This is a genomic window from Streptomyces sp. NPDC048269 (genome assembly GCF_040652395.1).
Taxonomy (GTDB): domain Bacteria; phylum Actinomycetota; class Actinomycetes; order Streptomycetales; family Streptomycetaceae; genus Streptomyces.
The window spans coordinates 17,261-40,537 of record NZ_JBEZLW010000014.1 but is presented as its reverse complement, the minus strand read 5'-3'; the positions used below and the strand labels follow the sequence as shown (position 1 = coordinate 40,537).

21 protein-coding genes and 1 pseudogene are annotated in these 23,277 nt (G+C 70.7%); 18 read left to right on the top strand and 4 right to left on the bottom strand.

Going from position 1 to position 23,277, the window contains the following annotated elements; all coding sequences use genetic code 11:
* Positions 1–15: 15 nt before the first annotated feature.
* A complete protein-coding gene (locus AB0D48_RS17855; protein WP_362397099.1) occupies positions 16–2,436 on the top strand; it encodes a bifunctional (p)ppGpp synthetase/guanosine-3',5'-bis(diphosphate) 3'-pyrophosphohydrolase in 2,421 nt (806 codons plus the stop codon).
* A 69-nt stretch (positions 2,437–2,505) separates the two neighbouring features.
* Here AB0D48_RS17855 and AB0D48_RS17850 read toward each other — a convergent pair whose 3' ends face one another.
* A complete protein-coding gene (locus tag AB0D48_RS17850; protein ID WP_362397096.1) occupies positions 2,506–3,735 on the bottom strand; it encodes a DUF349 domain-containing protein in 1,230 nt (409 codons plus the stop codon).
* Between the two features lie 194 nt (positions 3,736–3,929).
* Positions 3,930–4,712 carry a peptidylprolyl isomerase gene (locus tag AB0D48_RS17845; RefSeq protein WP_362397093.1) on the bottom strand — a complete coding sequence of 261 codons (783 nt, stop codon included), beginning with the start codon at positions 4,710–4,712 and terminating at the stop codon, positions 3,930–3,932.
* 153 nt (positions 4,713–4,865) lie between these two features.
* Between AB0D48_RS17845 and AB0D48_RS17840 the strand changes: the two genes are divergently transcribed.
* The 4 genes from AB0D48_RS17840 to AB0D48_RS17825 all read left to right on the top strand — a co-directional run bounded on the left by AB0D48_RS17840 (position 4,866) and on the right by AB0D48_RS17825 (position 9,155).
* Positions 4,866–5,588, top strand: coding sequence for an MBL fold metallo-hydrolase (locus tag AB0D48_RS17840; protein ID WP_362397090.1), 723 nt, complete (start codon positions 4,866–4,868; stop codon positions 5,586–5,588).
* A gap of 11 nt (positions 5,589–5,599) precedes the next feature.
* Positions 5,600–6,862: a histidine--tRNA ligase gene (gene hisS / locus AB0D48_RS17835; RefSeq protein ID WP_362397087.1), complete on the top strand. Its 1,263-nt coding sequence runs from the start codon at positions 5,600–5,602 to the stop codon at positions 6,860–6,862.
* 293 nt (positions 6,863–7,155) lie between these two features.
* Positions 7,156–7,773: a vitamin K epoxide reductase family protein gene (locus tag AB0D48_RS17830; protein WP_362397084.1), complete on the top strand. Its 618-nt coding sequence runs from the start codon at positions 7,156–7,158 to the stop codon at positions 7,771–7,773.
* Positions 7,774–7,805: 32 nt separating this feature from the next.
* Complete coding sequence (locus AB0D48_RS17825) at positions 7,806–9,155, top strand: replication-associated recombination protein A (protein WP_362397081.1); 1,350 nt, start codon at positions 7,806–7,808, stop codon at positions 9,153–9,155.
* A 109-nt stretch (positions 9,156–9,264) separates the two neighbouring features.
* Here the strand turns inward: AB0D48_RS17825 and AB0D48_RS17820 are convergent, their stop codons facing one another.
* Positions 9,265–9,915, bottom strand: coding sequence for a DUF2470 domain-containing protein (locus AB0D48_RS17820; protein WP_362397079.1), 651 nt, complete (start codon positions 9,913–9,915; stop codon positions 9,265–9,267).
* Positions 9,916–10,192: 277 nt separating this feature from the next.
* Between AB0D48_RS17820 and rpsD the strand changes: the two genes are divergently transcribed.
* Positions 10,193–10,804, top strand: a complete 612-nt coding sequence (gene rpsD / locus AB0D48_RS17815; RefSeq protein ID WP_030294564.1) for a 30S ribosomal protein S4 — start codon at positions 10,193–10,195, stop codon at positions 10,802–10,804.
* Between the two features lie 14 nt (positions 10,805–10,818).
* On the opposite strand, the pseudogene AB0D48_RS17810 reads toward rpsD, so the two are convergent.
* A pseudogene (locus AB0D48_RS17810) lies at positions 10,819–12,119 on the bottom strand (AAA family ATPase).
* A gap of 120 nt (positions 12,120–12,239) precedes the next feature.
* Between AB0D48_RS17810 and AB0D48_RS17805 the strand changes: the two are divergent.
* The 12 genes from AB0D48_RS17805 to AB0D48_RS17750 all read left to right on the top strand — a co-directional run bounded on the left by AB0D48_RS17805 (position 12,240) and on the right by AB0D48_RS17750 (position 23,252).
* Complete coding sequence (locus AB0D48_RS17805) at positions 12,240–12,668, top strand: DUF948 domain-containing protein (protein ID WP_362397076.1); 429 nt, start codon at positions 12,240–12,242, stop codon at positions 12,666–12,668.
* Between the two features lie 8 nt (positions 12,669–12,676).
* Entirely contained in the window at positions 12,677–13,021 is a 345-nt protein-coding gene (locus tag AB0D48_RS17800; RefSeq protein ID WP_362397074.1) for a DUF6167 family protein, read from the top strand.
* On the top strand, positions 13,021–15,690 hold the full coding sequence (gene alaS, locus AB0D48_RS17795) for an alanine--tRNA ligase (RefSeq protein WP_362397071.1): 2,670 nt from the start codon (positions 13,021–13,023) through the stop codon (positions 15,688–15,690). Before AB0D48_RS17800 ends, alaS begins: the two co-directional genes overlap by 1 nt.
* Before the next feature lie 2 nt (positions 15,691–15,692).
* Positions 15,693–16,163 (top strand): Holliday junction resolvase RuvX, encoded by a 471-nt coding sequence (ruvX, locus tag AB0D48_RS17790; protein WP_362397068.1) that lies wholly within the window; start codon positions 15,693–15,695, stop codon positions 16,161–16,163.
* Positions 16,164–16,241: 78 nt separating this feature from the next.
* On the top strand, positions 16,242–17,963 hold the full coding sequence (gene mltG / locus AB0D48_RS17785) for an endolytic transglycosylase MltG (protein ID WP_362397065.1): 1,722 nt from the start codon (positions 16,242–16,244) through the stop codon (positions 17,961–17,963).
* A gap of 6 nt (positions 17,964–17,969) precedes the next feature.
* Positions 17,970–18,794, top strand: coding sequence for a shikimate dehydrogenase (locus AB0D48_RS17780; RefSeq protein ID WP_362397062.1), 825 nt, complete (start codon positions 17,970–17,972; stop codon positions 18,792–18,794).
* A gap of 7 nt (positions 18,795–18,801) precedes the next feature.
* On the top strand, positions 18,802–19,020 hold the full coding sequence (locus AB0D48_RS17775; RefSeq protein WP_362397059.1) for a hypothetical protein: 219 nt from the start codon (positions 18,802–18,804) through the stop codon (positions 19,018–19,020).
* 132 nt (positions 19,021–19,152) lie between these two features.
* Positions 19,153–20,337, top strand: coding sequence for a chorismate synthase (gene aroC / locus AB0D48_RS17770; protein ID WP_362397056.1), 1,185 nt, complete (start codon positions 19,153–19,155; stop codon positions 20,335–20,337).
* Positions 20,334–20,852: a shikimate kinase gene (locus AB0D48_RS17765; RefSeq protein ID WP_362397053.1), complete on the top strand. Its 519-nt coding sequence runs from the start codon at positions 20,334–20,336 to the stop codon at positions 20,850–20,852. The genes aroC and AB0D48_RS17765 overlap by 4 nt, the downstream gene beginning before the upstream one ends.
* Positions 20,849–21,940: a 3-dehydroquinate synthase gene (gene aroB / locus AB0D48_RS17760; RefSeq protein WP_362397050.1), complete on the top strand. Its 1,092-nt coding sequence runs from the start codon at positions 20,849–20,851 to the stop codon at positions 21,938–21,940. Before AB0D48_RS17765 ends, aroB begins: the two co-directional genes overlap by 4 nt.
* A complete protein-coding gene (aroQ, locus tag AB0D48_RS17755) occupies positions 21,937–22,386 on the top strand; it encodes a type II 3-dehydroquinate dehydratase (protein ID WP_362397047.1) in 450 nt (149 codons plus the stop codon). Before aroB ends, aroQ begins: the two co-directional genes overlap by 4 nt.
* Before the next feature lie 98 nt (positions 22,387–22,484).
* Positions 22,485–23,252: an AAA family ATPase gene (locus AB0D48_RS17750; protein WP_362397044.1), complete on the top strand. Its 768-nt coding sequence runs from the start codon at positions 22,485–22,487 to the stop codon at positions 23,250–23,252.
* Positions 23,253–23,277 lie beyond the last annotated feature (25 nt).

The following is a 23,277-nucleotide window of genomic DNA, read 5'->3' as shown; positions in this document are numbered from 1 at the left end:
CGCTGAGGAGCGCTCTTGCCAGACGAGGTCCAGCCAATCTCCGCCGCGCAGCCAGACCCGCAGGCCGAGCAGGCCGCGGCGCCCGCCGCCACGCCCCCGCCGGCCCCGCCGGTCAAGCCCGCGCCGGCGAAGTCGGCCGGGTCCTCCAACCGGGTGCGCGCCCGGCTCGCCCGCCTCGGAGTCCAGCGCTCCACCGCCTACAACCCCGTACTGGAACCCCTGCTCCGCATAGTCCGCAGCAACGACCCGAAGATCGAGACGTCGACGCTGCGCCAGCTCGAACAGGCCTACCAGGTCGCCGAGCGCTGGCACCGCGGCCAGAAGCGCAAGAGCGGCGACCCGTACATCACCCACCCGCTCGCGGTGACGACCATCCTCGCCGAGCTCGGCATGGACCCGGCCACCCTGATGGCCGGTCTGCTCCACGACACCGTCGAGGACACCGAGTACGGCCTCGAAGACCTGCGCCGCGACTTCGGCGACGCCGTGGCCCTCCTCGTCGACGGCGTCACCAAGCTCGACCGGGTCAAGTTCGGCGAGGCCGCGCAGGCCGAGACCGTCCGCAAGATGGTCGTCGCCATGGCCAAGGACCCGCGCGTCCTGGTCATCAAGCTCGCCGACCGCCTGCACAACATGCGCACCATGCGCTACCTCAAGCGGGAGAAGCAGGAGAAGAAGGCCCGCGAGACCCTCGAGATCTACGCCCCGCTGGCGCACCGGCTGGGCATGAACACCATCAAGTGGGAGCTCGAAGACCTCGCCTTCGCGATCCTCTACCCGAAGATGTACGACGAGATCGTCCGCCTGGTCGCCGAGCGGGCGCCCAAACGCGACGAGTACCTCGCCGTCGTCACGGACGAGGTGATGGTCGACCTCAGAGCCGCCCGGATCAAGGCCACGGTGACGGGCCGCCCGAAGCACTACTACAGCGTCTACCAGAAGATGATCGTCCGCGGCCGCGACTTCGCGGAGATCTACGACCTGGTCGGCATCCGGGTGCTGGTGGACACGGTACGGGACTGCTACGCCGCCCTCGGCACCGTGCACGCGCGCTGGAACCCGGTCCCCGGCCGGTTCAAGGACTACATCGCGATGCCCAAGTTCAACATGTACCAGTCGCTCCACACGACGGTCATCGGGCCCAGCGGCAAGCCGGTCGAACTCCAGATCCGCACCTTCGACATGCACCGCCGCGCCGAGTACGGCATCGCCGCGCACTGGAAGTACAAGCAGCAGACCGTCGCCGGCACCTCGAAGGTCCGCACCGATGTCCCGCAGGCCGCCAAGGGCAGTGCCGGCCAGGACACGGTCAACGACATGGCCTGGCTGCGCCAGCTGCTGGACTGGCAGAAGGAGACCGAGGACCCGGGCGAGTTCCTCGACTCGCTGCGCTTCGACCTCTCGCGCAACGAGGTCTTCGTCTTCACGCCCAAGGGCGACGTCATAGCGCTGCCCGCCGGGGCCACCCCCGTGGACTTCGCGTACGCCGTCCACACCGAGGTCGGCCACCGGACCATAGGGGCACGCGTCAACGGGCGCCTCGTACCGCTGGAGTCCACGCTCGACAACGGCGACCTGGTCGAGGTCTTCACCTCCAAGGCCGAGGGCGCCGGCCCCTCCCGCGACTGGCTGGGCTTCGTCAAGTCCCCACGGGCCCGCAACAAGATCCGCGCGTGGTTCTCCAAGGAGCGCCGCGACGAGGCCATCGAGCACGGCAAGGACGCCATCGCGCGGGCCATGCGCAAGCAGAACCTGCCGATCCAGCGCATCCTGACCGGCGACTCGCTCGTCACCCTCGCGCACGAGATGCGCTACCCCGACATCTCCTCCCTGTACGCGGCGATCGGCGAGGGCCACGTGGCCGCGCAGGGCGTCGTACAGAAGCTGGTGGCGGCCCTCGGCGGCGAGGAAGCGGCCAACGAGGACATCGAGGAGAGCATCCCGCCGGCGCGCGGCCGCAAGCGGCGCGGCAGTGCCGACCCGGGCGTCGTCGTCAAGGGCGTCGACGACGTGTGGGTCAAGCTGGCCCGCTGCTGCACCCCGGTGCCCGGCGACCCCATCATCGGGTTCGTCACGCGCGGCAGTGGCGTATCGGTTCACCGCGCGGACTGCGTCAACGTCGACTCCCTCTCCCAGCAGCCCGAGCGGATGCTGGAGGTCGAGTGGGCACCCACCCAGTCCTCGGTCTTCCTCGTCGCCATCCAGGTCGAGGCCCTGGACCGGTCCCGGCTGCTGTCGGACGTCACACGGGTCCTGTCGGACCAGCACGTGAACATCCTGTCGGCCGCCGTGCAGACCTCCCGCGACCGCGTGGCCACCTCGCGGTTCACCTTCGAGATGGGCGACCCCAAGCACCTGGGCCACGTCCTGAAGGCCGTGCGGGGCGTCGAGGGCGTCTACGACGTCTACCGCGTGACCTCGGCCCGCAGGCCGTAACCACACGCACGAGGGCCCCGGTACGCATCCGCGCACCGGGGCCCTCGCCGTACCGCAGGAGGCCGGTTCTCAGCCGCCGAACTCCTCCAGGCCCTTCAGCGCCTGGTCGAGCAGGGCCTGGCGGCCCTCCAGCTCCCGGGACAGCTTGTCGGCCTTCGCGTTGTTGCCCGCGGCGCGCGCCGCGTCGATCTGCTCACGCAGCTTGTCGACCGCGGCCTGGAGCTGGCCCGTCAGACCGGCCGCACGCGCCCGCGCCTCCGGGTTCGTACGACGCCACTCGCCCTCCTCGGCCTCCTGGATGGCCCGCTCCACGGTGTGCATCCGGCCCTCGACCTTCGGCCGGGCGTCCCGCGGCACGTGGCCGATGGCCTCCCAGCGCTCGTTGAGGGAGCGGAACGCGGCACGGGCCGCCTTCAGGTCCGTGACCGGGACGAGCTTCTCGGCCTCGTCGGCCAGCTCCTCCTTGAGCTTCAAGTTCTCCACCTGCTCGGCGTCGCGCTCCGCGAACACCTCGCTGCGCGCCGCGAAGAACACGTCCTGCGCACCGCGGAAACGGTTCCACAGATCGTCCTCGGACTCGCGCTGCGCCCGGCCCGCCGCCTTCCAGTCCGCCATCAGCTCGCGGTAGCGGGCGGCCGTCGGGCCCCAGTCGGTCGACTTCGACAGCGACTCGGCCTCCGCGACCAGCTTCTCCTTGACCTTGCGGGCATCCTCGCGCTGCGCGTCCAGCGAGGCGAAGTGCGCCTTGCGGCGCTTGGAGAAGGCGGAGCGCGCGTGCGAGAAGCGGTGCCACAGCTCGTCGTCCGACTTGCGGTCCAGCCGCGGCAGACCCTTCCAGATGTCCACCAGGGCCCGCAGCCGCTCGCCCGCGCTGCGCCACTGGTCGCTCTGCGCCAGCTCCTCGGCCTCGACGACCAGCGCGTCCTTGGCCGCGCGGGCCTCGTCCGTCTGCTTGGCCTTCTGCGCCTTGCGCTCCTCGCGCCGCGACTCCACGGTCGCGACCAGCTTGTCCAGCCGTACGCGCAGTGCGTCGAGGTCGCCCACGGCATGGTGCTCGTCGACCTGCGTACGCAGGTGGTCGATCGCCGTCTGCGCGTCCTTGGCCGACAGATCGGTGGTCCGCACCCGCTTTTCGAGGAGGCCGATCTCGACCACCAGGCCCTCGTACTTGCGCTCGAAGTAGGCCAGAGCCTCCTCAGGGGTGCCCGCCTGCCACGAGCCGACGACCTTCTCGCCATCGGCAGTACGCACGTACACGGTGCCCGTCTCGTCGACTCGGCCCCACGGGTCGCTGCTCACAGCGCCTCCTCCACCTGATGCCTTGCGAGGGGTTCACCCCCTGGGCATCGTCCACAGTTTCCTGGGGCGGGCAGCGCCCGCCCTGCACAACGCCAACATAGGCGACCGCCGGGCCGGCTGTCCGCATCCCGCACGACGGAATATCGACGTACGCGCGGGACGCGGGCCGGGGCCCGGGGGCAGCCCGCTTCCGGTCAGCTCTGGGTGACGGTGCCCTTCTCGATCTTCACTTCGTTCTTCGGGGCCCCGTCCTGGCCGCCGTCGGCCGTACCGGCCTTGGCGATGTCCTCCAGGACCTTCAGCCCGGCAGCGTCGATCTTGCCGAACGGGGTGTACGACGGCGCCAGCGGGCTGTCCTTGTAGACCAGGAAGAACTGGCTGCCGCCCGAGCCGGGCTGGCCGGTGTTGGCCATCGCGACCGTGCCGGCCGGGTAGATCACCTGGCCCTGGTCGTTCGCCTTGCCCAGGGAGTCCAGGTTCTCGTCCGGGATGGTGTAGCCGGGGCCGCCCATGCCGGTGCCCTCGGGGTCGCCGCACTGGAGCACGAAGATCCCGCCGCTCGTCAGCCGGTGGCACTTCGTGTTGTCGAAGAAGCCCTTGTCGGCGAGCGACTTGAAGGAGTTCACGGTCTGCGGGGTCTTCGCCGCGTCCATCGCGAAGCTGATGTCGCCCGCGCTGGTCTTCAGGGCGAAGGTGTACTTCGCCTTCTGGTCGATGGCCATCTCGGGCGACGGGGACTTCTTGGGCGTCGGCGAGGCCGACGGGTTCGCGGCCGGGTCGGCCGCCTGGTCCTTCTTGTCCTTGTCGAACACGCCGCCGACGACGAGGCCGACCAGGGTCGCGACGACCACGGCCACCGCCGCGCCGATGATCGCCATGCGCTGGCGCGCCTTGCGCCGGGCCTCGGCCCGGCGCTTCTGCTGGCGCTCGTACTTCTCCCTGGCGAGCTGTCGCCGCCGCTGATCGCTCGTGACCACCGGGTCGTCTCCTTGTGCGTGTCTGGTACTGCTGTCCGGGCTGGGTTAGGCCGTACCGTATATGGGTTCGCTGTGTAATGAGGGGCGCCGGTAGGCTCTGAGCAGCAGCATTCCGAACTGCAGCCTCCCGCCGGACGACGATTGAGGACGAACGTGCTGATTGCCGGGTTCCCCGCCGGGGCCTGGGGGACCAACTGTTACGTGGTCGCCCCCGCCGCCGGTGAGGAGTGCGTCATCATCGACCCGGGCCACCAAGCCGCCCAGGGTGTCGAGGAGACGCTGAAGAAGCATCGGCTCAAGCCCGTCGCGGTCGTGCTGACCCATGGACACATCGATCATGTGGCCTCGGTGGTCCCGGTGTGCGGAGCACACGACGTACCGGCCTGGATCCACCCCGAGGACCGCTACATGATGAGCGACCCGGAGAAGGCCCTCGGCCGCTCCATCGGGATGCCGCTCATGGGCGAGCTGACCGTGGGCGAGCCGGACGACGTCCGTGAGCTGACCGACGGCGCCGGCCTGAAACTGGCCGGAATGGACTTCTCCGTGGCGCACGCGCCGGGGCATACCAAGGGGTCGGTGACCTTCCGGATGCCCGAGCTGGCCGACGTTCCGCCGGTCTTCTTCTCGGGTGACCTGCTCTTCGCCGGCTCCATCGGACGCACCGACCTGCCCGGTGGCTCCCACGCCGAGATGCTCGAGTCGCTGGCGCGCGTGTGCCTTCCGCTCGACGACTCGACCGTGGTGCTGTCCGGCCACGGTCCCCAGACCACCATCGGCCGCGAGCGTGTGACCAACCCGTACCTGCGGGAGGTCGCCGCCGGCCTGGGAGCGGCCCCCAGTGAGGGCGCGCCCGCTCCCCGACGAGGAATGTGACGAGAAATTTCGTGAGCACCTTCAAGGCCCCCAAGGGCACGTACGACCTGATCCCGCCCTACTCGGCCAAGTACCTGGCGGTCCGCGAGGCCATCTCCGCCCCGCTGCGGAAGTCCGGCTACGGATATGTCGAGACGCCGGGCTTCGAGGACGTGGACCTCTTCGCCCGAGGTGTCGGGGAGTCCACCGACATCGTGACGAAGGAGATGTACACCCTCACGACCAAGGGCGGCGCCAACCTGGCGCTCCGTCCGGAGGGCACGGCCTCCGTGCTGCGCGCGGCGCTGGAAGCCAACCTGCACAAGGCGGGCGGCCTGCCGGTCAAGCTCTGGTACTCGGGCTCGTACTACCGCTACGAGCGCCCGCAGAAGGGCCGCTACCGCCACTTCTCGCAGGTCGGTGCGGAGGCCATCGGCGCCGAGGACCCGGCGCTGGACGCCGAGCTGATCATCCTGGCCGACCAGGCCTACCGGTCTCTGGGCCTGCGCAACTTCCGGATCCTGCTGAACTCGCTGGGCGACGCGGAGTGCCGGCCGGTCTACCGGGAGGCGCTCCAGGAGTTCCTCCGGGGCCTGGACCTGGACGAGGAGACGCTGCGCAGGGCTGAGATCAACCCGCTGCGCGTGCTCGACGACAAGCGTGAGGCCGTGCAGAAGCAGCTGGTCGGCGCGCCGATGCTGCGTGACTACCTGTGTGACGCGTGCAAGGTGTACCACGCGGAGGTCCGAGAGCTGATCACTGCCGCGGGCGTGGTCTTCGAGGACGACGAGAAGCTGGTGCGCGGGCTGGACTACTACACGCGGACCACCTTCGAGTTCGTCCACGACGGTCTGGGCTCGCAGTCCGCGGTGGGCGGCGGCGGCCGCTACGACGGCCTCTCCGAGATGATCGGCGGACCGGCGCTGCCGTCGGTGGGATGGGCGCTCGGTGTGGACCGCACGGTGCTGGCGCTCGAGGCCGAGGGCGTCGAGCTGGACATCCCCGCCGCGACCAGCGTCTTCGCGATCGCACTGAGCGACGAGGCCCGGAAGGTGCTCTTCGGGGCCGTCACCGAGCTGCGCAAGGCGGGCGTCGCGGCCGACTTCTCGTACGGCTCGAAGGGCCTCAAGAGCCACATGAAGAACGCCAACCGTTCCGGAGCGCCGCTGACCGTGGTCGCGGGCGAGCGGGACCTTGCCGAGGGCGTCGTCCAGCTGAAGGACATGGAGTCCGGGGAGCAGTCGGCCGTGCCGGTCGGCGACCTGGTCGCCACCGTTCGGGCCCGCCTGGCCTGACGGTCACCGCCGGTGGGGCGGGGCGGGGGGAGCCGTTGGCCGCTGCGCGGAGCTCTCCCCGCCCTTTCCCCGTTTCCCGGGCTCTGCCCGGACCCGCGCCTCGAACGCCGGCGGGGCTGAAAGACCGGGGCTCCGCCCCGGACCCCGGCCATTTCCTCCCGGCCGGCGTCGAGTTCGGCGATCAGCCCGGCCCGACCTCGCCGTACTGCTTGTGTCCGTCGAACGGTGGATACACAGCCTCGTACGGCACAATGGCCGGTGCTTGTTGACCTTGCAGATGTGGAGTGGGCGGTATGACGACACGACCTACGGACGCGGACACCGCCCCGAGGACCACCGTCGGGGGTAGCCGGGCGCTGGCCTGGCTGCTGGTGATCACCGGGGCCGCGGGTCTGCTCGCCGCCTGGGTGATCACGATCGACAAGTTCAAGCTGCTGGAGGACCCGAACTTCACCCCGGGCTGCAGCCTGAACCCGATCGTCTCCTGCGGCAGCATCATGAAGAGCGACCAGGCGGCCGTCTTCGGCTTCCCGAACCCGATGCTGGGCCTGGTCGCCTACGGCATCGTGATCTGCGTCGGCACGAGCATCCTCGCCGGGGCCCGGTTCAGCCGCTGGTACTGGCTGACGCTGAACGCGGGCACCCTCTTCGGGGTCGTCTTCTGCGCCTGGCTGATGTACCAGTCGCTGTACAACATCAACGCCCTCTGCCTGTGGTGCTGCCTGGCCTGGGTCGCCACCATCCTGATGTTCTGGTACGTCACCTCGCACAATGTGCGCCAGGGGCTGCTGCCCGCGCCGGGCTGGCTGAGGGGTTTCTTCGACGAGTTCACCTGGGTGCTGCCGGTGCTGCACATCGGGATCATCGGGATGCTGATCCTGACGCGCTGGTGGGACTTCTGGACCTCGTAAGGAGTGTCGGTGGCCTCGCATAGGCTTTCGGTGTGGAACCAGACCTGTTCACCGCAGCTGCCGAAGACCGCCAGGAGAAGGATCCCGCGAGCTCTCCGCTCGCCGTCCGGATGCGCCCGCGCACCCTGGACGAGGTCGTCGGCCAGCAGCACCTGCTGAAGCCCGGATCACCGCTCCGGCGGCTGGTCGGGGAGGGCGCGGGCGGTCCGGCCGGTGCTTCCTCGGTGATCCTCTGGGGCCCGCCGGGCACCGGGAAGACCACGCTCGCGTATGTGGTGAGCCAGGCCACGCAGAAGCGGTTCGTGGAGCTGTCCGCCATCACGGCGGGCGTCAAAGAGGTGCGGGCGGTCATCGAGGGCGCGAAGCGCGCCGCCGGGGGGTACGGCAAGGACACCGTCCTCTTCCTCGACGAGATCCACCGCTTCAGCAAGGCGCAGCAGGACTCGCTGCTCCCGGCCGTCGAGAACCGCTGGGTGACGCTGATCGCCGCGACCACGGAGAACCCGTACTTCTCGATCATCTCGCCGCTGCTCTCGCGTTCCCTGCTGCTGACGCTGGAGCCGCTGACGGACGAGGACCTGAGCGCGCTGATGCGGCGGGCGCTGGAGGAGGAGCGGGGACTCGGCGGGGCGGTGACCCTGCCGGCCGACGCCGAGGCGCACTTGCTGCGGATCGCCGGGGGCGACGCCCGGCGGGCGCTGACGGCTCTGGAGGCGGGGGCCGGGTCGGCCATCGCCAAGGGCGAGGACGAGATCACCCTCCAGACGGTCGAGGAGGCGGTCGACCGGGCCGCCGTCCGGTACGACCGGGACGGCGACCAGCACTACGACGTGGCGAGCGCTCTGATCAAGTCGATCCGCGGCTCGGACGTGGACGCGGCGCTGCACTATCTGGCCCGGATGATCGACGCGGGGGAGGACCCCCGGTTCATCGCGCGCCGCCTGATGATCTCGGCGAGCGAGGACATCGGCCTGGCGGATCCGACGGCCCTGCCGCTGGCGGTGGCCGCGGCCCAGGCGGTGGCGATGATCGGCTTCCCGGAGGCTGCGCTGACCCTTTCGCACGCCACGATCGCGCTGGCGCTGGCCCCGAAGTCGAACACCGCCACGACCGCGATCGGGGCGGCGCTGGCCGACGTACGGGGCGGGCTGGCGGGCTCGGTGCCGCCGCACCTGCGGGACGGGCACTACAAGGGCGCGGCCAAGCTGGGGCACGCGCAGGGGTACGTGTACCCGCACGACGTGCCGGGGGGTATCGCTGCCCAGCAGTACGCTCCCGATTCCGTGCACGGGAAGCGGTACTACGAGCCGACGCGGTACGGGGCGGAGGCGCGGTACGCGGATGTGGTGGAGAAGGTCCGGGAGCGGCTGCGCGGGGAGTGAGGGTGCGGCGCCGTCACCGGGGCTCCGCCCCGGACCCCGCGCCTCAAGCGCCGACGGGGCTGAAGGGCGCCTCGAGCGCCGGGCGCCGCCTGGCGGGGTGGCGCAGGCCCTAGTGGCCCGCCGCCGAGAACAAGGTGCGCATCGCCCGGCGCAGACCGCAGATGTCCCCCACCGGCTCCGGGAAGTCGAAGCGGGCGTCGAAGGAGCCGGCCGCGCCGCCCGTGAAGCGGACGCGCAGGCCCATGCGGTCCAGCGCGAGCGGCACGGCCTTCAGGTTGCCGGCCTCCCGCGGGCCCAGCAGCCCGCACAGCTCGCCGATCCGGTCGCCGTGGGCGGAGTGCAGGTGCTGCAGGAGCTCCGCCTCGTGGGCGACCATCGGGTCCGGCTCCGCCGCGGCCAGGTCCTCCGGATCCACGTGCTCGGCGCCCCACAGGTCGTCCACCGAAATCTCGCCGACCTCCATACGGAGCAGCCTCCAGCGGGCCTCGGCCAGCCCCAGCAGCTCACCCACCGGATGGCGCTCCGCAAGCAGCGCCGCGCAGGTCGCTCGGTCGTCGCCGCGCACCGGCGTCAGCCACCCGGCCAGCCACGCGCGGCCTCGGATACGATGGGCCACGGACACCGGCGCCACGTCCGTGATCTCGATCACGGCGGTGAGGTCGTCGTCCTGGGCGTGAGCGGCTGCCCTGGCAGCCGCGGATTCCCCGGAAACAAGGAGAATCACGTCCCCGTCCGGGGTGACGGTCCGTGCGGTCGGCATCCCTGTCCCGAGCTCGTCCTGGTCGTAAGCACCCGGGATCGTGAGGGATACTGAGGCGTTGGACTCTACGAGGGTTCGTACGCGTTCGGCTCCGGTGAGCTGCCGAACGCCTTCCCTGGGACGCGGCTGACCTTGCTTATCGTCGTCGAAAGCAGATCCTGTTTCGTTTGGATCTGAACTGCGATGCGCACTGGGCAGGGGGATCCCATGTGGTCGAGACATTACGTCCTCCTCGCTAAGGTAAGCCTCACCTAACTTACATGGAGGTAGGTTCCACGTGAACCAGAAGCGACCCAAGGTCAAGAAGTCGCGTGCCCTCGGCATTGCGCTGACCCCGAAGGCCGTCAAGTACTTCGAGGCCCGCCCCTACCCGCCGGGCGAGCACGGCCGTGGCCGCAAGCAGAACTCGGACTACAAGGTTCGTCTGCTGGAGAAGCAGCGTCTGCGCGCTCAGTACGACATCTCTGAGCGTCAGATGGCCCGCGCGTACGACCGCGCCAAGAAGGCCGAAGGCAAGACGGGCGAGGCGCTTGTCGTCGAGCTCGAGCGTCGCCTCGACGCCCTGGTTCTGCGTTCGGGCATCGCCCGCACCATCTACCAGGCCCGCCAGATGGTCGTCCACGGCCACATCGAGGTCAACGGTGGCAAGGTCGACAAGCCGTCGTTCCGTGTCCGTCCGGACGACGTCATCACGGTGCGCGAGCGCAGCCGCGAGAAGGTTCCGTTCCAGGTTGCCCGTGAGGGTGGCTACGCAGGCGAGGGCGAGACCCCGCGCTACCTGCAGGTCAACCTGAAGGCCCTGGCCTTCCGCCTGGACCGCGACCCGAACCGCAAGGAAATCCCGGTCATCTGCGACGAGCAGCTCGTCGTCGAGTACTACGCCCGCTGATGCAGGCGTAGCCCTCACAGGCTGGTGGAAGCCCGTCGTCCCCTTCGGGGGGCGGCGGGTTTTCCGCGTTCCCCAGCGCCCCCGCCCCGCTTATCGGGACCACGCTGCGCGCGCACGACCACCGCCTCCCGGCTCAGCTCGCGCCCCTCGGCCGCGTACGCCTCGTACCGCTCGGGACCCAGCAGCGCACCCGCCCGCTCCTGGCACATCAGCCGTGGCGCGTTGAAGTGGTCCGAGCAGAACAGCTGCAGCCCCACCCCGTCCCACATCGGCTCCGCCGCGCCCTGGAGCACCGCCGCCTCGGCCGGATGGCCCTCCGCCGTGGTTGACCGTCACGCATTCCGTCAGCAGCCGGCGCGCCTCCTCCGTATCCCCGGCGTCCAGGGCCGTGTATGCGAGGACGTACAGCGCGTACGCCTTCGTCCAGCGCTCCCCGCGCTCCTCGCGGACCTCCTCGCAGAGCCCGAGCGCGCCCGCCGCCTCCCCCTGGAAGGCCATCGCCATCGCCAGCTCACTGGAGGGGAGCGCCCCGCGCGTGCCGCCCGTCAGCAGCGCGAACCGGTCGTCCAGCCGGGCCAGCACCTGGGCGGGGGACAGCGCCCGCAGCCGCCCCGCCGCCAGTTCCAGGGCGAGGGGGCTCCCGTCGAGACGGGCGCACAGCTCGGTCAGCGCCGCCCGGTTCGCCCCGGTCACGCGAAGGCCGGATCGGCGGCGGAGGCCCTGGCCACCAGCAGGGTCAGGGCCTCCTCCGGGCCCGGCGGGGCCAGCGGGAAGACCAGCTCCCCCTCCAGGTCCAGCGGCCGCCGGCCGGCCGCGAGCACCCGCAGGCCGGGGGAGCGGCGCAGCAGTTCCCGTACCAGCTCGGCGGCCTCGTCGACCAGCTGCTCGAACCCGTCCAGGACCAGCAGCAGCCGCCACCCGGCCAGGTGCTCGGCCAGTACCGTCCGGGGCGGCCGGGTGGTGTGGTCGGTCATCCGAGCGCCTCGGAGAGGGCCAGCTCCAGCAGCGCGGGATCCCGTACGTTCGCCAGTTCGGCCAGCCACACTCCCCCGGCTACCGCTGGGAGGTGCCCCCGGGCGCAGGAGCGTTCCTGCGCCCGCTCCGCCGCCTCCCTGGCCGCCGCGAGCACCAGGCGCGACTTGCCCACCCCGCCGACGCCGGTCACCGTGACCAGCCGCGAGGAGTCCATGAGCCGCCCCAGCCGGGCCAGTTCGGCGCCCCGCCCGACGAACCCGCCGGGCTCCGAGGGAAGATTGTCCCACGTCCTGTGTCGCACGGGACACGGAGAGTACTGCTCCGAAAGCGCTGCGTACAAAGCGGATCCGCCGGTCCCGTAATTCCGGTACGGCCGGGGATCTCCGGCGCGATAGGGTCGGAGGCGAATCCTTCAGCAGTTCAAGTGCAGACTCCCAGTACAGACAGAGAGCGGTGTGACGTGTCCGGTGGAGAGGTGGCCGGGATCCTCGTGGCCGTCTTCTGGGCCATCCTGGTCTCCTTCCTCGCCGTGGTGCTGGTGAGGCTGGCGCAGGTGCTCAAGGCGACCACCAAGCTGGTGGCCGACGTGACCGACCAGGCCGTCCCGCTGCTGGCCGACGCCTCCACCACCGTCCGCTCCGCGCGCACCCAGCTGGACCGGGTCGACGCGATCGCGAGCGACGTCCAGGAGGTCACCTCCAACGCCTCCGCGCTGTCCTCCACCGTGGCGTCCACCTTCGGAGGACCGCTGGTCAAGGTCGCGGCCTTCGGCTACGGCGTCCGCAAGGCGCTCGGCAGGACGGACGAAGCACCGCAGAAGACCACCCGGCGTACCGTGATCGTCGGCCGAACGGTGCCGGCGGCCCGGCGCCGGAAGCAGAAGGGCTGAGACCGCCGATGTTCCGCCGAGCCTTCTGGTTCACCGCAGGCGCCGCCGCCGGCGTGTGGACCACCACCAAGGTCAACCGCCAGCTGAAGAAGCTGACGCCGGAGAGCCTTGCCGCCCGGGCCGCCGACAAGGCGCTGGAGGCGGGCCACCGCCTCAAGGACTTCGCCCTCGACGTCAAAGCGGGAATGACGCAGCGCGAGGACGAGCTGAACGATGCACTGGGGCTGACCCAGGATCCCGATCGGCCCGACAACGTCACCGCCCTCCCGGGGCCGCGGCGGCTGCGGGCCATCGACAACGACAAGACCACCCACCGACCGAAGTTTTCGTACAACCGGAATGAGGACCACTGATGGAGTCGGCTGAAATCCGCCGCCGCTGGCTGAGCTTCTTCGAGGAGCGCGGTCACGCCGTTGTCCCTTCGGCGTCGCTCATCGCGGACGACCCGACTCTGCTGCTGGTCAACGCGGGCATGGTCCCCTTCAAGCCGTACTTCCTCGGCGAGACCAAGCCCCCGGCCCCCCGCGCCACCAGCGTGCAGAAGTGCGTCCGTACGCCGGACATCGAAGAGGTCGGCAAGACCACCCGCCACGGCACGTTCTTCCAGATGTGCGGCAACTTCTCCTTCGGCGACTACTTCAAGGAAGGCGCCATCAAGTACGCCTGGGAGCTGCTGACCAGCTCCGTGGCGGACGGTGGCTACGGCCTTGAGCCGGAGAAGCTCTGGATCACCGTCTACCTCGACGACGACGAGGCCGAGCAGATCTGGCGCGAGAAGATCGGCGTCCCCGCCGAGCGCATCCAGCGCCTGGGCAAGAAGGACAACTTCTGGTCCATGGGCGTCCCCGGACCCTGCGGCCCCTGCTCGGAGATCAACTACGACCGCGGTCCGGAGTTCGGCGTCGAGGGCGGCCCGGCCGTCAACGACGAGCGCTACGTGGAGATCTGGAACCTGGTCTTCATGCAGTACGAGCGCGGCGCCGGCGACGGGAAGGAAGACTTCCCGATCCTCGGCGACCTGCCGTCGAAGAACATCGACACCGGTCTCGGTCTCGAACGCCTCGCGATGATCCTGCAGGGCGTGCAGAACATGTACGAGACCGACACCCTGCGCGTGGTCATGGACAAGGCCACCGAGCTGACCGGTGTCCAGTACGGCGCGGCGAAGGACACCGACGTGTCCATGCGCGTGGTCGCCGACCACATCCGCACCTCCGTCATGCTCATCGGCGACGGCGTCACCCCCGGCAACGAGGGCCGCGGCTACGTGCTGCGCCGCATCATGCGCCGCGCCATCCGCAACATGCGTCTCATGGGCGCCACCGGCGCGGTGGTCCAGGACCTGGTCGACGTCGTGATCAACACGATGGGGCAGCAGTACCCGGAGCTGATCACCGACCGCAAGCGCATCGAGACCGTCGCGCTCGCCGAAGAGGCCGCCTTCCTCAAGGCCGTCAAGGGCGGCACGAACATCCTCGACACCGCCGTGACCGAGACCAAGGCCGCCGGCGGCACGGTCCTCTCCGGCGACAAGGCGTTCCTGCTCCACGACACCTGGGGCTTCCCGATCGACCTCACCCTGGAGATGGCCGCCGAACAGGGCCTCTCCGTGGACGAGCAGGGCTTCCGCCGCCTGATGCAGGAGCAGCGCGACCGGGCCAAGGCCGACGCCAAGGCCAAGAAGACCGGCCACGCCGACGTCTCCTCGTACCGTGAGATCGCCGACCGGGCCGGCGCCACCGAGTTCACCGGCTACGCCACCAACCAGGGCGAGTCGACCATCGTCGGCCTCCTGGTCAACGGCGTCTCCGCGCCGGCCGCCTCCGAGGGCGACGAGGTCGAGGTCGTCCTCGACCGCACCCCCTTCTACGCCGAGGGCGGCGGCCAGCTCGCCGACCAGGGCCGCATCAAGCTCGACTCCGGCGCCGTCATCGTCGTCCGCGACGTGCAGCAGCCGGTCCCCGGTGTCTCCGTGCACAAGGGCTCCGTCCAGGTCGGCGAGGTGACGGTGGGCGCCTCCGCGTACGCCGCCATCGACGTGCACCGCCGCCGGGCCATCGCCCGCGCCCACTCGGCCACGCACCTGACCCACCAGGCGCTGCGCGACGCCCTCGGCCCGACGGCCGCCCAGGCCGGTTCCGAGAACTCGCCCGGCCGCTTCCGCTTCGACTTCGGCTCGCCGAACGCCGTCCCCGGCACGGTCCTCACCGATGTCGAGCAGAAGATCAACGACGTGCTCTCGCGTGAGCTCGACGTCACCGCCGAGATCATGAGCATCGACGAGGCGAAGAAGCAGGGCGCCATCGCCGAGTTCGGTGAGAAGTACGGCGAGCGCGTGCGCGTCGTCACCATCGGCGACTTCTCCAAGGAGCTGTGCGGCGGCACCCACGTCGGCAACACCGCCCAGCTGGGTCTGGTGAAGCTGCTCGGCGAGTCCTCCATCGGCTCCGGCGTGCGTCGCGTCGAGGCCCTCGTCGGCGTGGACGCGTACAACTTCCTCGCCAAGGAGCACACGGTCGTCGCCCAGCTCCAGGAGCTGGTCAAGGGCCGTCCGGAGGAGCTGCCGGAGAAGATCGCCTCCATGCTCGGCAAGCTGAAGGACGCCGAGAAGGAGATCGAGAAGTTCCGCGCGGAGAAGGTCCTCCAGGCCGCCGCCGGGCTCGCCGAGAACGCCCAGGACATCCGCGGTGTCGCCCTCGTCGTGGGCACGGTGCCGGACGGCACCGGCGCGGACGACCTGCGCAAGCTGGTCCTCGACGTCCGCGGCCGCATCCAGGGCGACCGGCCGGCCGTCGTGGCCCTGTTCACCACGGCCAATGACCGCCCGCTGACCGTCATCGCCACCAACGAGGCCGCCCGCCAGCGCGGTCTCAAGGCCGGCGACCTGGTCCGTACGGCCGCCAAGACCCTCGGCGGCGGCGGTGGCGGCAAGCCGGACGTCGCCCAGGGCGGTGGCCAGAACCCGGCCGCCATTCCGGAGGCCATCAGCGCCGTCGAGCGTCTCGTCGTAGAGACGGCCTGACGATGACTCTGCGCCGCGGCCGCCGCCTCGCGATCGACGTCGGGGATGCCCGGATCGGGGTCGCCTCGTGCGACCCCGACGGGGTCCTGGCCACACCGGTGGAAACCGTTCCGGGCCGGGACGTCCCCTTCGCCCACCGGCGGCTGCGGCAGCTCGTCGAGGAGTACGAGCCCCTCGAAGTCGTGGTCGGCCTGCCCCGCTCGCTCAGCGGGCGGGAGGGGCCGGCCGCGGCCAAGGTGCGTGCCTTCGCGAACGAACTGGCCAAGGGCATCAAGCCGGTGACGGTCCGTCTGGTGGACGAGCGGATGACGACGGTCACCGCGGCGCAGGGCCTGCGGGCCTCGGGAAGGAACGCGAAGAAGGGCCGGTCGGTCATCGACCAGGCAGCCGCAGTGGTGATCCTTCAGAACGCTCTTGAGACCGAACGGGTATCAGGTAATCCGCCCGGTGAGTGCGTCGAAGTGGTTGTCTGATCGCGATACGGTAACGTTCCGCGCGATGAGACGGCATTCGAACAGCCGTCGCCTTCGTCTCGCGGCTCTAGGGGACCGATGACTGAGTATGGCCGGGGCCGTGGCTCCGAACCGTGGCACCCTGAGGATCCCCTGTACGGGGATCAGGGGTGGACCGGGCACCAGACCCAGGAGGGCCAGGCGCCGTACGGCGGCGATCCGCAGCAGCAGTACCAGCAGGACTCGCAGTACCAGCAGGAGCCGCAGTACCAGCAGCCGTACCCCGAGCAGTACCCCCAGCACGCCCAGAACCAGCAGCAGTACGTGCAGCAGCCGCAGCAGTACCCGCAGCAGGGGCAGTACCCGCAGTACCAGGAGCAGCAGGCCTACGCTCCCCAGGCTCCCCAGCAGCCGGTGTACGACTCCCAGGGCTGGGACACCGGCCAGGGCCAGTACCTGGCCGCCGCGCAGGTCGATGCCTACGCGGGCGTGGACCCGTACGCCCAGCAGCCTGCGGCCGGCTACCCCGGCGAGGCCCCCGACGTGTACGCCACGCCGGAAGCCTTCCCTCCGCCGCAGCCCCCGGGCCGGCGTCATCTGGCCCCGGACCCGGCGGAGCAGGAGGAGGAGCCCGAGGGCGGCCTCCTCGCCGGCGGCGGCCGTGACGGCGACGACGACGGCGACGAGCCCGGCGGCGGCCGCCGCGGCGGCCGCTCGAAGGGCGGCAAGCCCAAGAAGCGCAGCGGCGCCGCCTGTCTGATCGCCACGCTGGTGATCGTGGGCGTGCTCGGCGGTGGCGGCTACTACGGCTACACCTACCTCAAAGACAGGTTCGCCACGGCCGAGGACTACGTGGGCGAGGGCAGCGGCGAGACGATCGACGTCGAGATCCCCAAGGGCTCCTCCCTGGCCCAGATGGGCAACATCCTCAAGAAGCACGGCGTCGTTGCGAGCGTGGAGGCCTTCACCACCGCGGCCAACGTCAACCCCAAGGGCAAGTCCATCCAGCCGGGCGTCTACTCGATGAAGAAGAAGATGTCGGGTGCGGCCGCCGTCGCGCTGATGACCGACTCCAGCAAGCTGAACGTCATCACCATCACCGAAGGCATGCGCAACGCCAAGGTCTACGAGGCGATCGACAAGAAGCTGGGCAAGCCGGACGGCACCACCCGGGACATCGCCCAGCGCGATGCCAAGAACCTCGGACTGCCGGCCTGGGCGGGCAACAACCCGAAGCTCATCGACCCGCTCGAGGGCTTCCTGTACCCGGCGCGCTACGACCTCAGCAAGGACAGCACCCCCGAGTCCCTGCTCAAGCAGATGGTCAAGAACGCGACCGACAGGTACTCGGAGCTGGGCATCGAGGGCAAGGCCAAGGAGCTGGGGCTGGAGAACCCGCTCCAGGTGGTCACGGTCGCCAGCCTCGTCAACGCCGAGGGCAAGAACCACGACGACTTCCGGAAGATGTCCGAGGTCGTCTACAACCGCCTGAAGAAGACGAACGACGTCACCAACCAGAAGCTCGAATTCGACTCGACGTACAACTACATCAAGGGCAAGAGCGACATCAACTTCTCCATCAAGGAGGCGCGGGCGCTCGACCACCCCTACAACACGCACTTCGTCAAGGGACTGCCTCCGGGCCCGATCGGGAACCCCGGCGCGGACGCCCTGAGCGCTACCCTCAACCCCGACCACGGCGGCTGGATGTTCTTCGTGTCGGTGGACGGCGACAAGACGACGTTCACCCAGACCTACGAGGAGCACCTGAAGCTCGTCGACGAGTTCCAGGCACGGCAGAAGCAGAAGAACGGCGGGTAGCAGGACATGTCACGGATACGGGCCGCGGTGCTGGGTTCGCCCATCGAGCACTCCCTCTCGCCGGTGCTGCACCGTGCCGCCTACCAGGAGCTCGGCCTCGACGACTGGTCGTACGACCGCTTCGAGATCGACGAGGCCGCGCTCCCGGAGTTCGTCGCCGGCCTCGGCCCCGAGTGGGGCGGGCTGTCGCTGACCATGCCGCTCAAACGGGCGGTCATCCCGCTGCTCGACGGGATCAGCGACACGGCCGCCTCCGTCGAGGCGGTCAACACGGTCGTCTTCACCGAGGACGGCCGGCGTCTCGGTGACAACACCGACATCCCGGGCATCGTCTCCGCGCTCCACGAGCGCGGCATCGAGAAGGTGCCGTCCGCCGCCATCCTCGGCGCCGGCGCCACCGCCTCCTCGGCGCTCGCCGCCCTGTCGCGGATCTGCGCGGGCGAGGTCACGGCGTACGTCCGCTCGCACGCCCGCGCCGACGAGATGCGGGAGTGGGGCGAGCGGCTCGGCGTCGCCGTCCGCACGGCCGACTGGTCCGAGGCGGCCGAGGCGCTGGCCGCCCCGCTGGTGATCGCGACGACCCCGGCCGGTACGACCGACGCCCTGGCAGCGTCCGTACCGGACACGGCGGGCACCCTCTTCGACGTCCTCTACGATCCCTGGCCGACCGCCCTCGCGGCGGCATGGGACCGTCGCGGCGGCAAGGTCGTCGGCGGACTGGACCTCCTGGTCCACCAGGCCGTGCTCCAGGTCGAGCAGATGACCGGCCGCACCCCGGCCCCGCTCGCCGCCATGCGGGCCGCCGGAGAGCGGGCGCTGGCCGCCCGTTAGCCTTCCCGTGTCAGTATTCGATCACGGGGGCGGCATGGACCAGGCGGGGACCGAACAGATACTCGCGTCGAAGTGGGACCTCCCCTTCGTATTCATCGGCATGCTCAGAGTGGCTTTCGGCAGCCTGCCCTGGTGGGTCAAGGCGATCGTCATCGGACTCGTCGGTTCCGTCGCCGCGTGGACGTCGATCACCTGGCTCCGCGAGCGCCGCCGTGGGGCCGCCTGACGGACAGGGCGTCCGACAGCTGGACCGGGGCCCGGTACACCCGTCCGGACATGGGAGGATCAGGTACGGCGGGTCCGGGCCGCGCACCCGATCGCGCCGTCGCTGTACCAGGCGCGAGCATGAGGAGCATCGTTGAGCAGGTTGCGTTGGCTGACCGCCGGGGAGTCGCACGGACCGGCGCTGGTAGCGACGCTGGAGGGGCTTCCCGCCGGCGTTCCGGTCACCACCGAACTGGTGGCCGACCACCTCGCCAGGCGCCGGCTGGGCTACGGCCGCGGTGCCCGGATGAAGTTCGAGCAGGACGAGATCACCTTCCTGGGCGGCGTCCGGCACGGTCTGTCGCTGGGTTCGCCGGTGGCCGTCATGGTCGGCAACAGCGAATGGCCCAAGTGGGAAACGGTCATGTCGGCCGACCCGGTGGATCCCTCGCTGCTCAAGGACACCGGCCGTAACGCGCCGCTCACCCGCCCGCGGCCCGGCCACGCCGACCTCGCGGGCATGCAGAAGTACGGCTTCGACGAGGCCCGGCCGATCCTGGAGCGCGCCAGCGCCCGTGAGACCGCCGCCCGCGTCGCCCTCGGCGCGATCGCCCGCTCCTTCCTCAAGGAGGTCGCGGGCATCGAGATCGTCTCGCACGTGGTGGAACTGGCCTCGGCCAAGGCCCCGTACGGCGTCTACCCGACCCCCGCCGACGTCGACAAGCTCGACGCCGACCCGGTGCGCTGCCTCGACGCCGACGCGAGCAAGGCGATGGTCGCCGAGATCGACCAGGCCCACAAGGACGGCGACACCCTCGGCGGTGTGGTCGAGGTCCTCGCCTACGGAGTCCCCGTCGGCCTCGGCTCGCACGTCCACTGGGACCGCCGTCTCGACGCCCGCCTCGCCGCCGCGCTGATGGGCATCCAGGCCATCAAGGGAGTCGAGGTCGGCGACGGCTTCGAACTCGCCCGCGTGCCCGGCTCGAAGGCCCACGACGAGATCGTCTCCACCCCCGAGGGCCTCAAGCGCACGTCGGGCCGCTCCGGCGGCACCGAGGGCGGTCTGACCACCGGCGAGCTGCTGCGCGTACGGGCCGCCATGAAGCCCATCGCCACCGTGCCCCGCGCGCTGGCGACCGTGGACGTCGCGACCGGTGAGGCGACGGTGGCCCACCACCAGCGCTCCGACGTGTGCGCCGTGCCGGCCGCGGGCATCGTGGCCGAGGCCATGGTCGCCCTCGTGCTGGCGGACGCCGTGGTCGAGAAGTTCGGCGGGGACTCCGTCCCCGAGACCCGGCGCAACGTCCGGTCGTACCTCGACAACCTGCAGATCCGGTGACGGCCGGACCGGTCGTCGTCCTCGTCGGCCCCATGGGGTCCGGCAAGTCCACGGTGGGCGCGCTGCTCGCCGAGCGGCTCGGCGTCCCCTACCGGGACACCGACGCGGACATCGTCGCGGCCCAGGGCCGCGCGATCTCCGACCTGTTCGTCGACGAGGGCGAACCGTACTTCCGTGAGCTGGAGCGGCATGCGGTCGCCGCTGCCGTCGCCGAGCACACCGGAGTCCTCGCCCTCGGCGGCGGTGCCGTCCTCGACGCGGGCACCCGCGAGCTGCTGACGGGCCTGCCCGTCGCCTATCTGTCGATGGACGTCGAGGAAGCCGTACGGCGCGTGGGCCTCGGCGCCGCCCGCCCGCTGCTCGCCGTCAACCCGCGCCGCCAGTGGCGCGAGCTGATGGACGCCCGGCGCCCCCTGTACACCGAAGTCGCGCGCGTCGTGGTGGCCACCGACGACCGCACCCCCGAAGAGGTCGCCCAGGCGGTCCTCGACGCTCTGGAGTTGAAGGACGTATGACAGACCAGGTGACGCGGATCCACGTCGGCGCGAGCGCCGGACACGACGCGTACGACGTGCTCGTCGGCCGGCAGCTGCTCGGCGAGCTGGGCACCCTGATCGGTACGAAGGCCAAGCGGGTCGCCGTGATCCACCCCGAGGCGCTGGCCTCGACCGGTGAGGCGCTGCGCGACGACCTGGCGGAGCAGGGCTACGAGGCGGTCGCCATCCAGGTGCCGAACGCCGAGGAGGCCAAGACCGTCGAGGTGGCGGCGTACTGCTGGAAGGCCCTCGGCCAGTCCGGCTTCACCCGCACCGACGCCATCGTCGGTGTCGGCGGCGGCGCCACCACCGACCTCGCGGGCTTCGTCGCGGCCTCCTGGCTGCGCGGGGTGCGCTGGGTCGCCGTACCGACCACGGTCCTCGCGATGGTCGACGCGGCCGTCGGCGGCAAGACCGGCATCAACACCGCCGAGGGCAAGAACCTCGTCGGCGCCTTCCACCCGCCGGCCGGTGTGCTGTGCGACCTGGCCGCCCTGGACTCGCTGCCCGTCAACGACTACGTCAGCGGTCTCGCCGAGATCATCAAGGCCGGCTTCATCTCCGACCCGAGGATCCTCGACCTGATCGAGGAGGACCCGCAGGCGGCCCGTACGCCCGCCGGCCCGCACACGGCCGAGCTCATCGTGCGTTCCATCCAGGTCAAGGCGGACGTGGTCTCCAGCGACCTCAAGGAGTCGGGACTCCGCGAGATCCTCAACTACGGCCACACCCTCGCGCACGCCATCGAGAAGAACGAGCGCTACAAGTGGCGGCACGGCGCCGCAGTGTCCGTCGGCATGGTCTTCGCCGCCGAGCTCGGCCGGCTCGCGGGCCGCCTCGACGACGCGACGGCCGACCGGCACAAGACGGTCCTCGCCTCGGTGGGCCTGCCGCTGACCTACCGCGGCGACCAGTGGCCCAAGCTGCTGGAGACCATGAAGGTCGACAAGAAGTCCCGCGGCGACCTGCTGCGCTTCATCGTCCTCGACGGCCTGGCGAAGCCGACCGTCCTGGAAGGCCCCGACCCGGCCGTGCTGGTGGCCGCGTACGGAGAGGTCGCCGCGTGAGCCGGACCTCGAACAGGGTGCTCGTGCTGAACGGCCCGAACCTGGGGCGGCTCGGTTCGCGGGAGCCCGACGTGTACGGGGCCACCTCGTACGCGGGGCTGGTGGAGAGCTGCCGCTCGCTGGGGGAGGAGCTCGGGTTCGACGTCGAGGTCCGCGAGACCAACGACGAGGGGCAGCTGGTCCGCTGGCTGCACGAGGCCGCCGACGGGAAGATCCCCGTGGTCATCAACCCGGGGGCCTTCACGCACTACTCGTACGCCATGCGGGACGCTGCCGCGCAGCGGACCGCGCCGCTGATCGAGGTGCACATCTCGAACCCGTACGCGCGCGAGGAGTTCCGGCACACCTCGGTCATCGCGTCCGTGGCGACCGGGACGGTGGCGGGCTTCGGCATCGGGTCGTACCGGCTGGCGCTGCGCGCACTCGCTGACGAGATCACCGCCTGACGCTCCGGCAGCCCCGGGGCGGGCTGGTGGACGCTTCGGCCCCCGGGGTCATATAACGTTCTCGCATCAGTCGGCGGAACGAGACGGAGTGGCAGCGGATGCAGCAAGGAGTGGGAGGCGGGGGCGCGGGCTGGGGGCAGCCGGGACCGCACCCGGCGGCGCCCCCGCAACCGCCGATACCCCCGGCGCAGGGCTGGCCGGGTTCGCCCCCGGCCCACTCCCATCAGCCGGTGGCGCCGCCTTCGGTACCGGCGCCTGCGGTGGCGCCCGTCCCGGAGGCCACCGGGCACATCCCGCTGCCGCCCGCGGTGGCGGGTACCGGCGGGGCCACGCTCGCGGTGCTGCTGATCGGCCCGGCCGGCGCCGGGAAGACCACCGTGGCCCGGCACTGGGCGAGCACCCGGCCCGTGCCGACCGCGCACGTCAGCCTGGACGACGTCCGGGAGTGGGTGTGCTCGGGCTTCGCGGACCCGCAGGCGGGCTGGAACGAGCACTCCGAGGCCCAGTACCGCCTGGCCCGCCGCACGTGCGGGTTCGCCGCCCGCAACTACCTGGCGAACGGGATCTCCTGCATCCTCGACGACGCCGTGTTCCCGGACCGGCCGGTGGTCGGACTGGGCGGCTGGAAGCGCCACGTGGGCCCCGCCCTGCTGCCCGTGGTGCTGCTGCCGGGCCTGGAGATCGTCCTGGAGCGCAACGCGGCCCGCTCCGGCAACCGCCGGCTCTCGGACGAGGAGGTCGCGCGGATCCACGGCCGGATGGCGGGCTGGTACGGCTCGGGCCTGCCGATCATCGACAACTCCCACCTCGACGTCGAGGGCACGGCCCGCGCCCTCGACGAGACCCTGGCCCGCGCGCTGGCCTGATGTTCAGCCTCGTCTGCGATCGAGG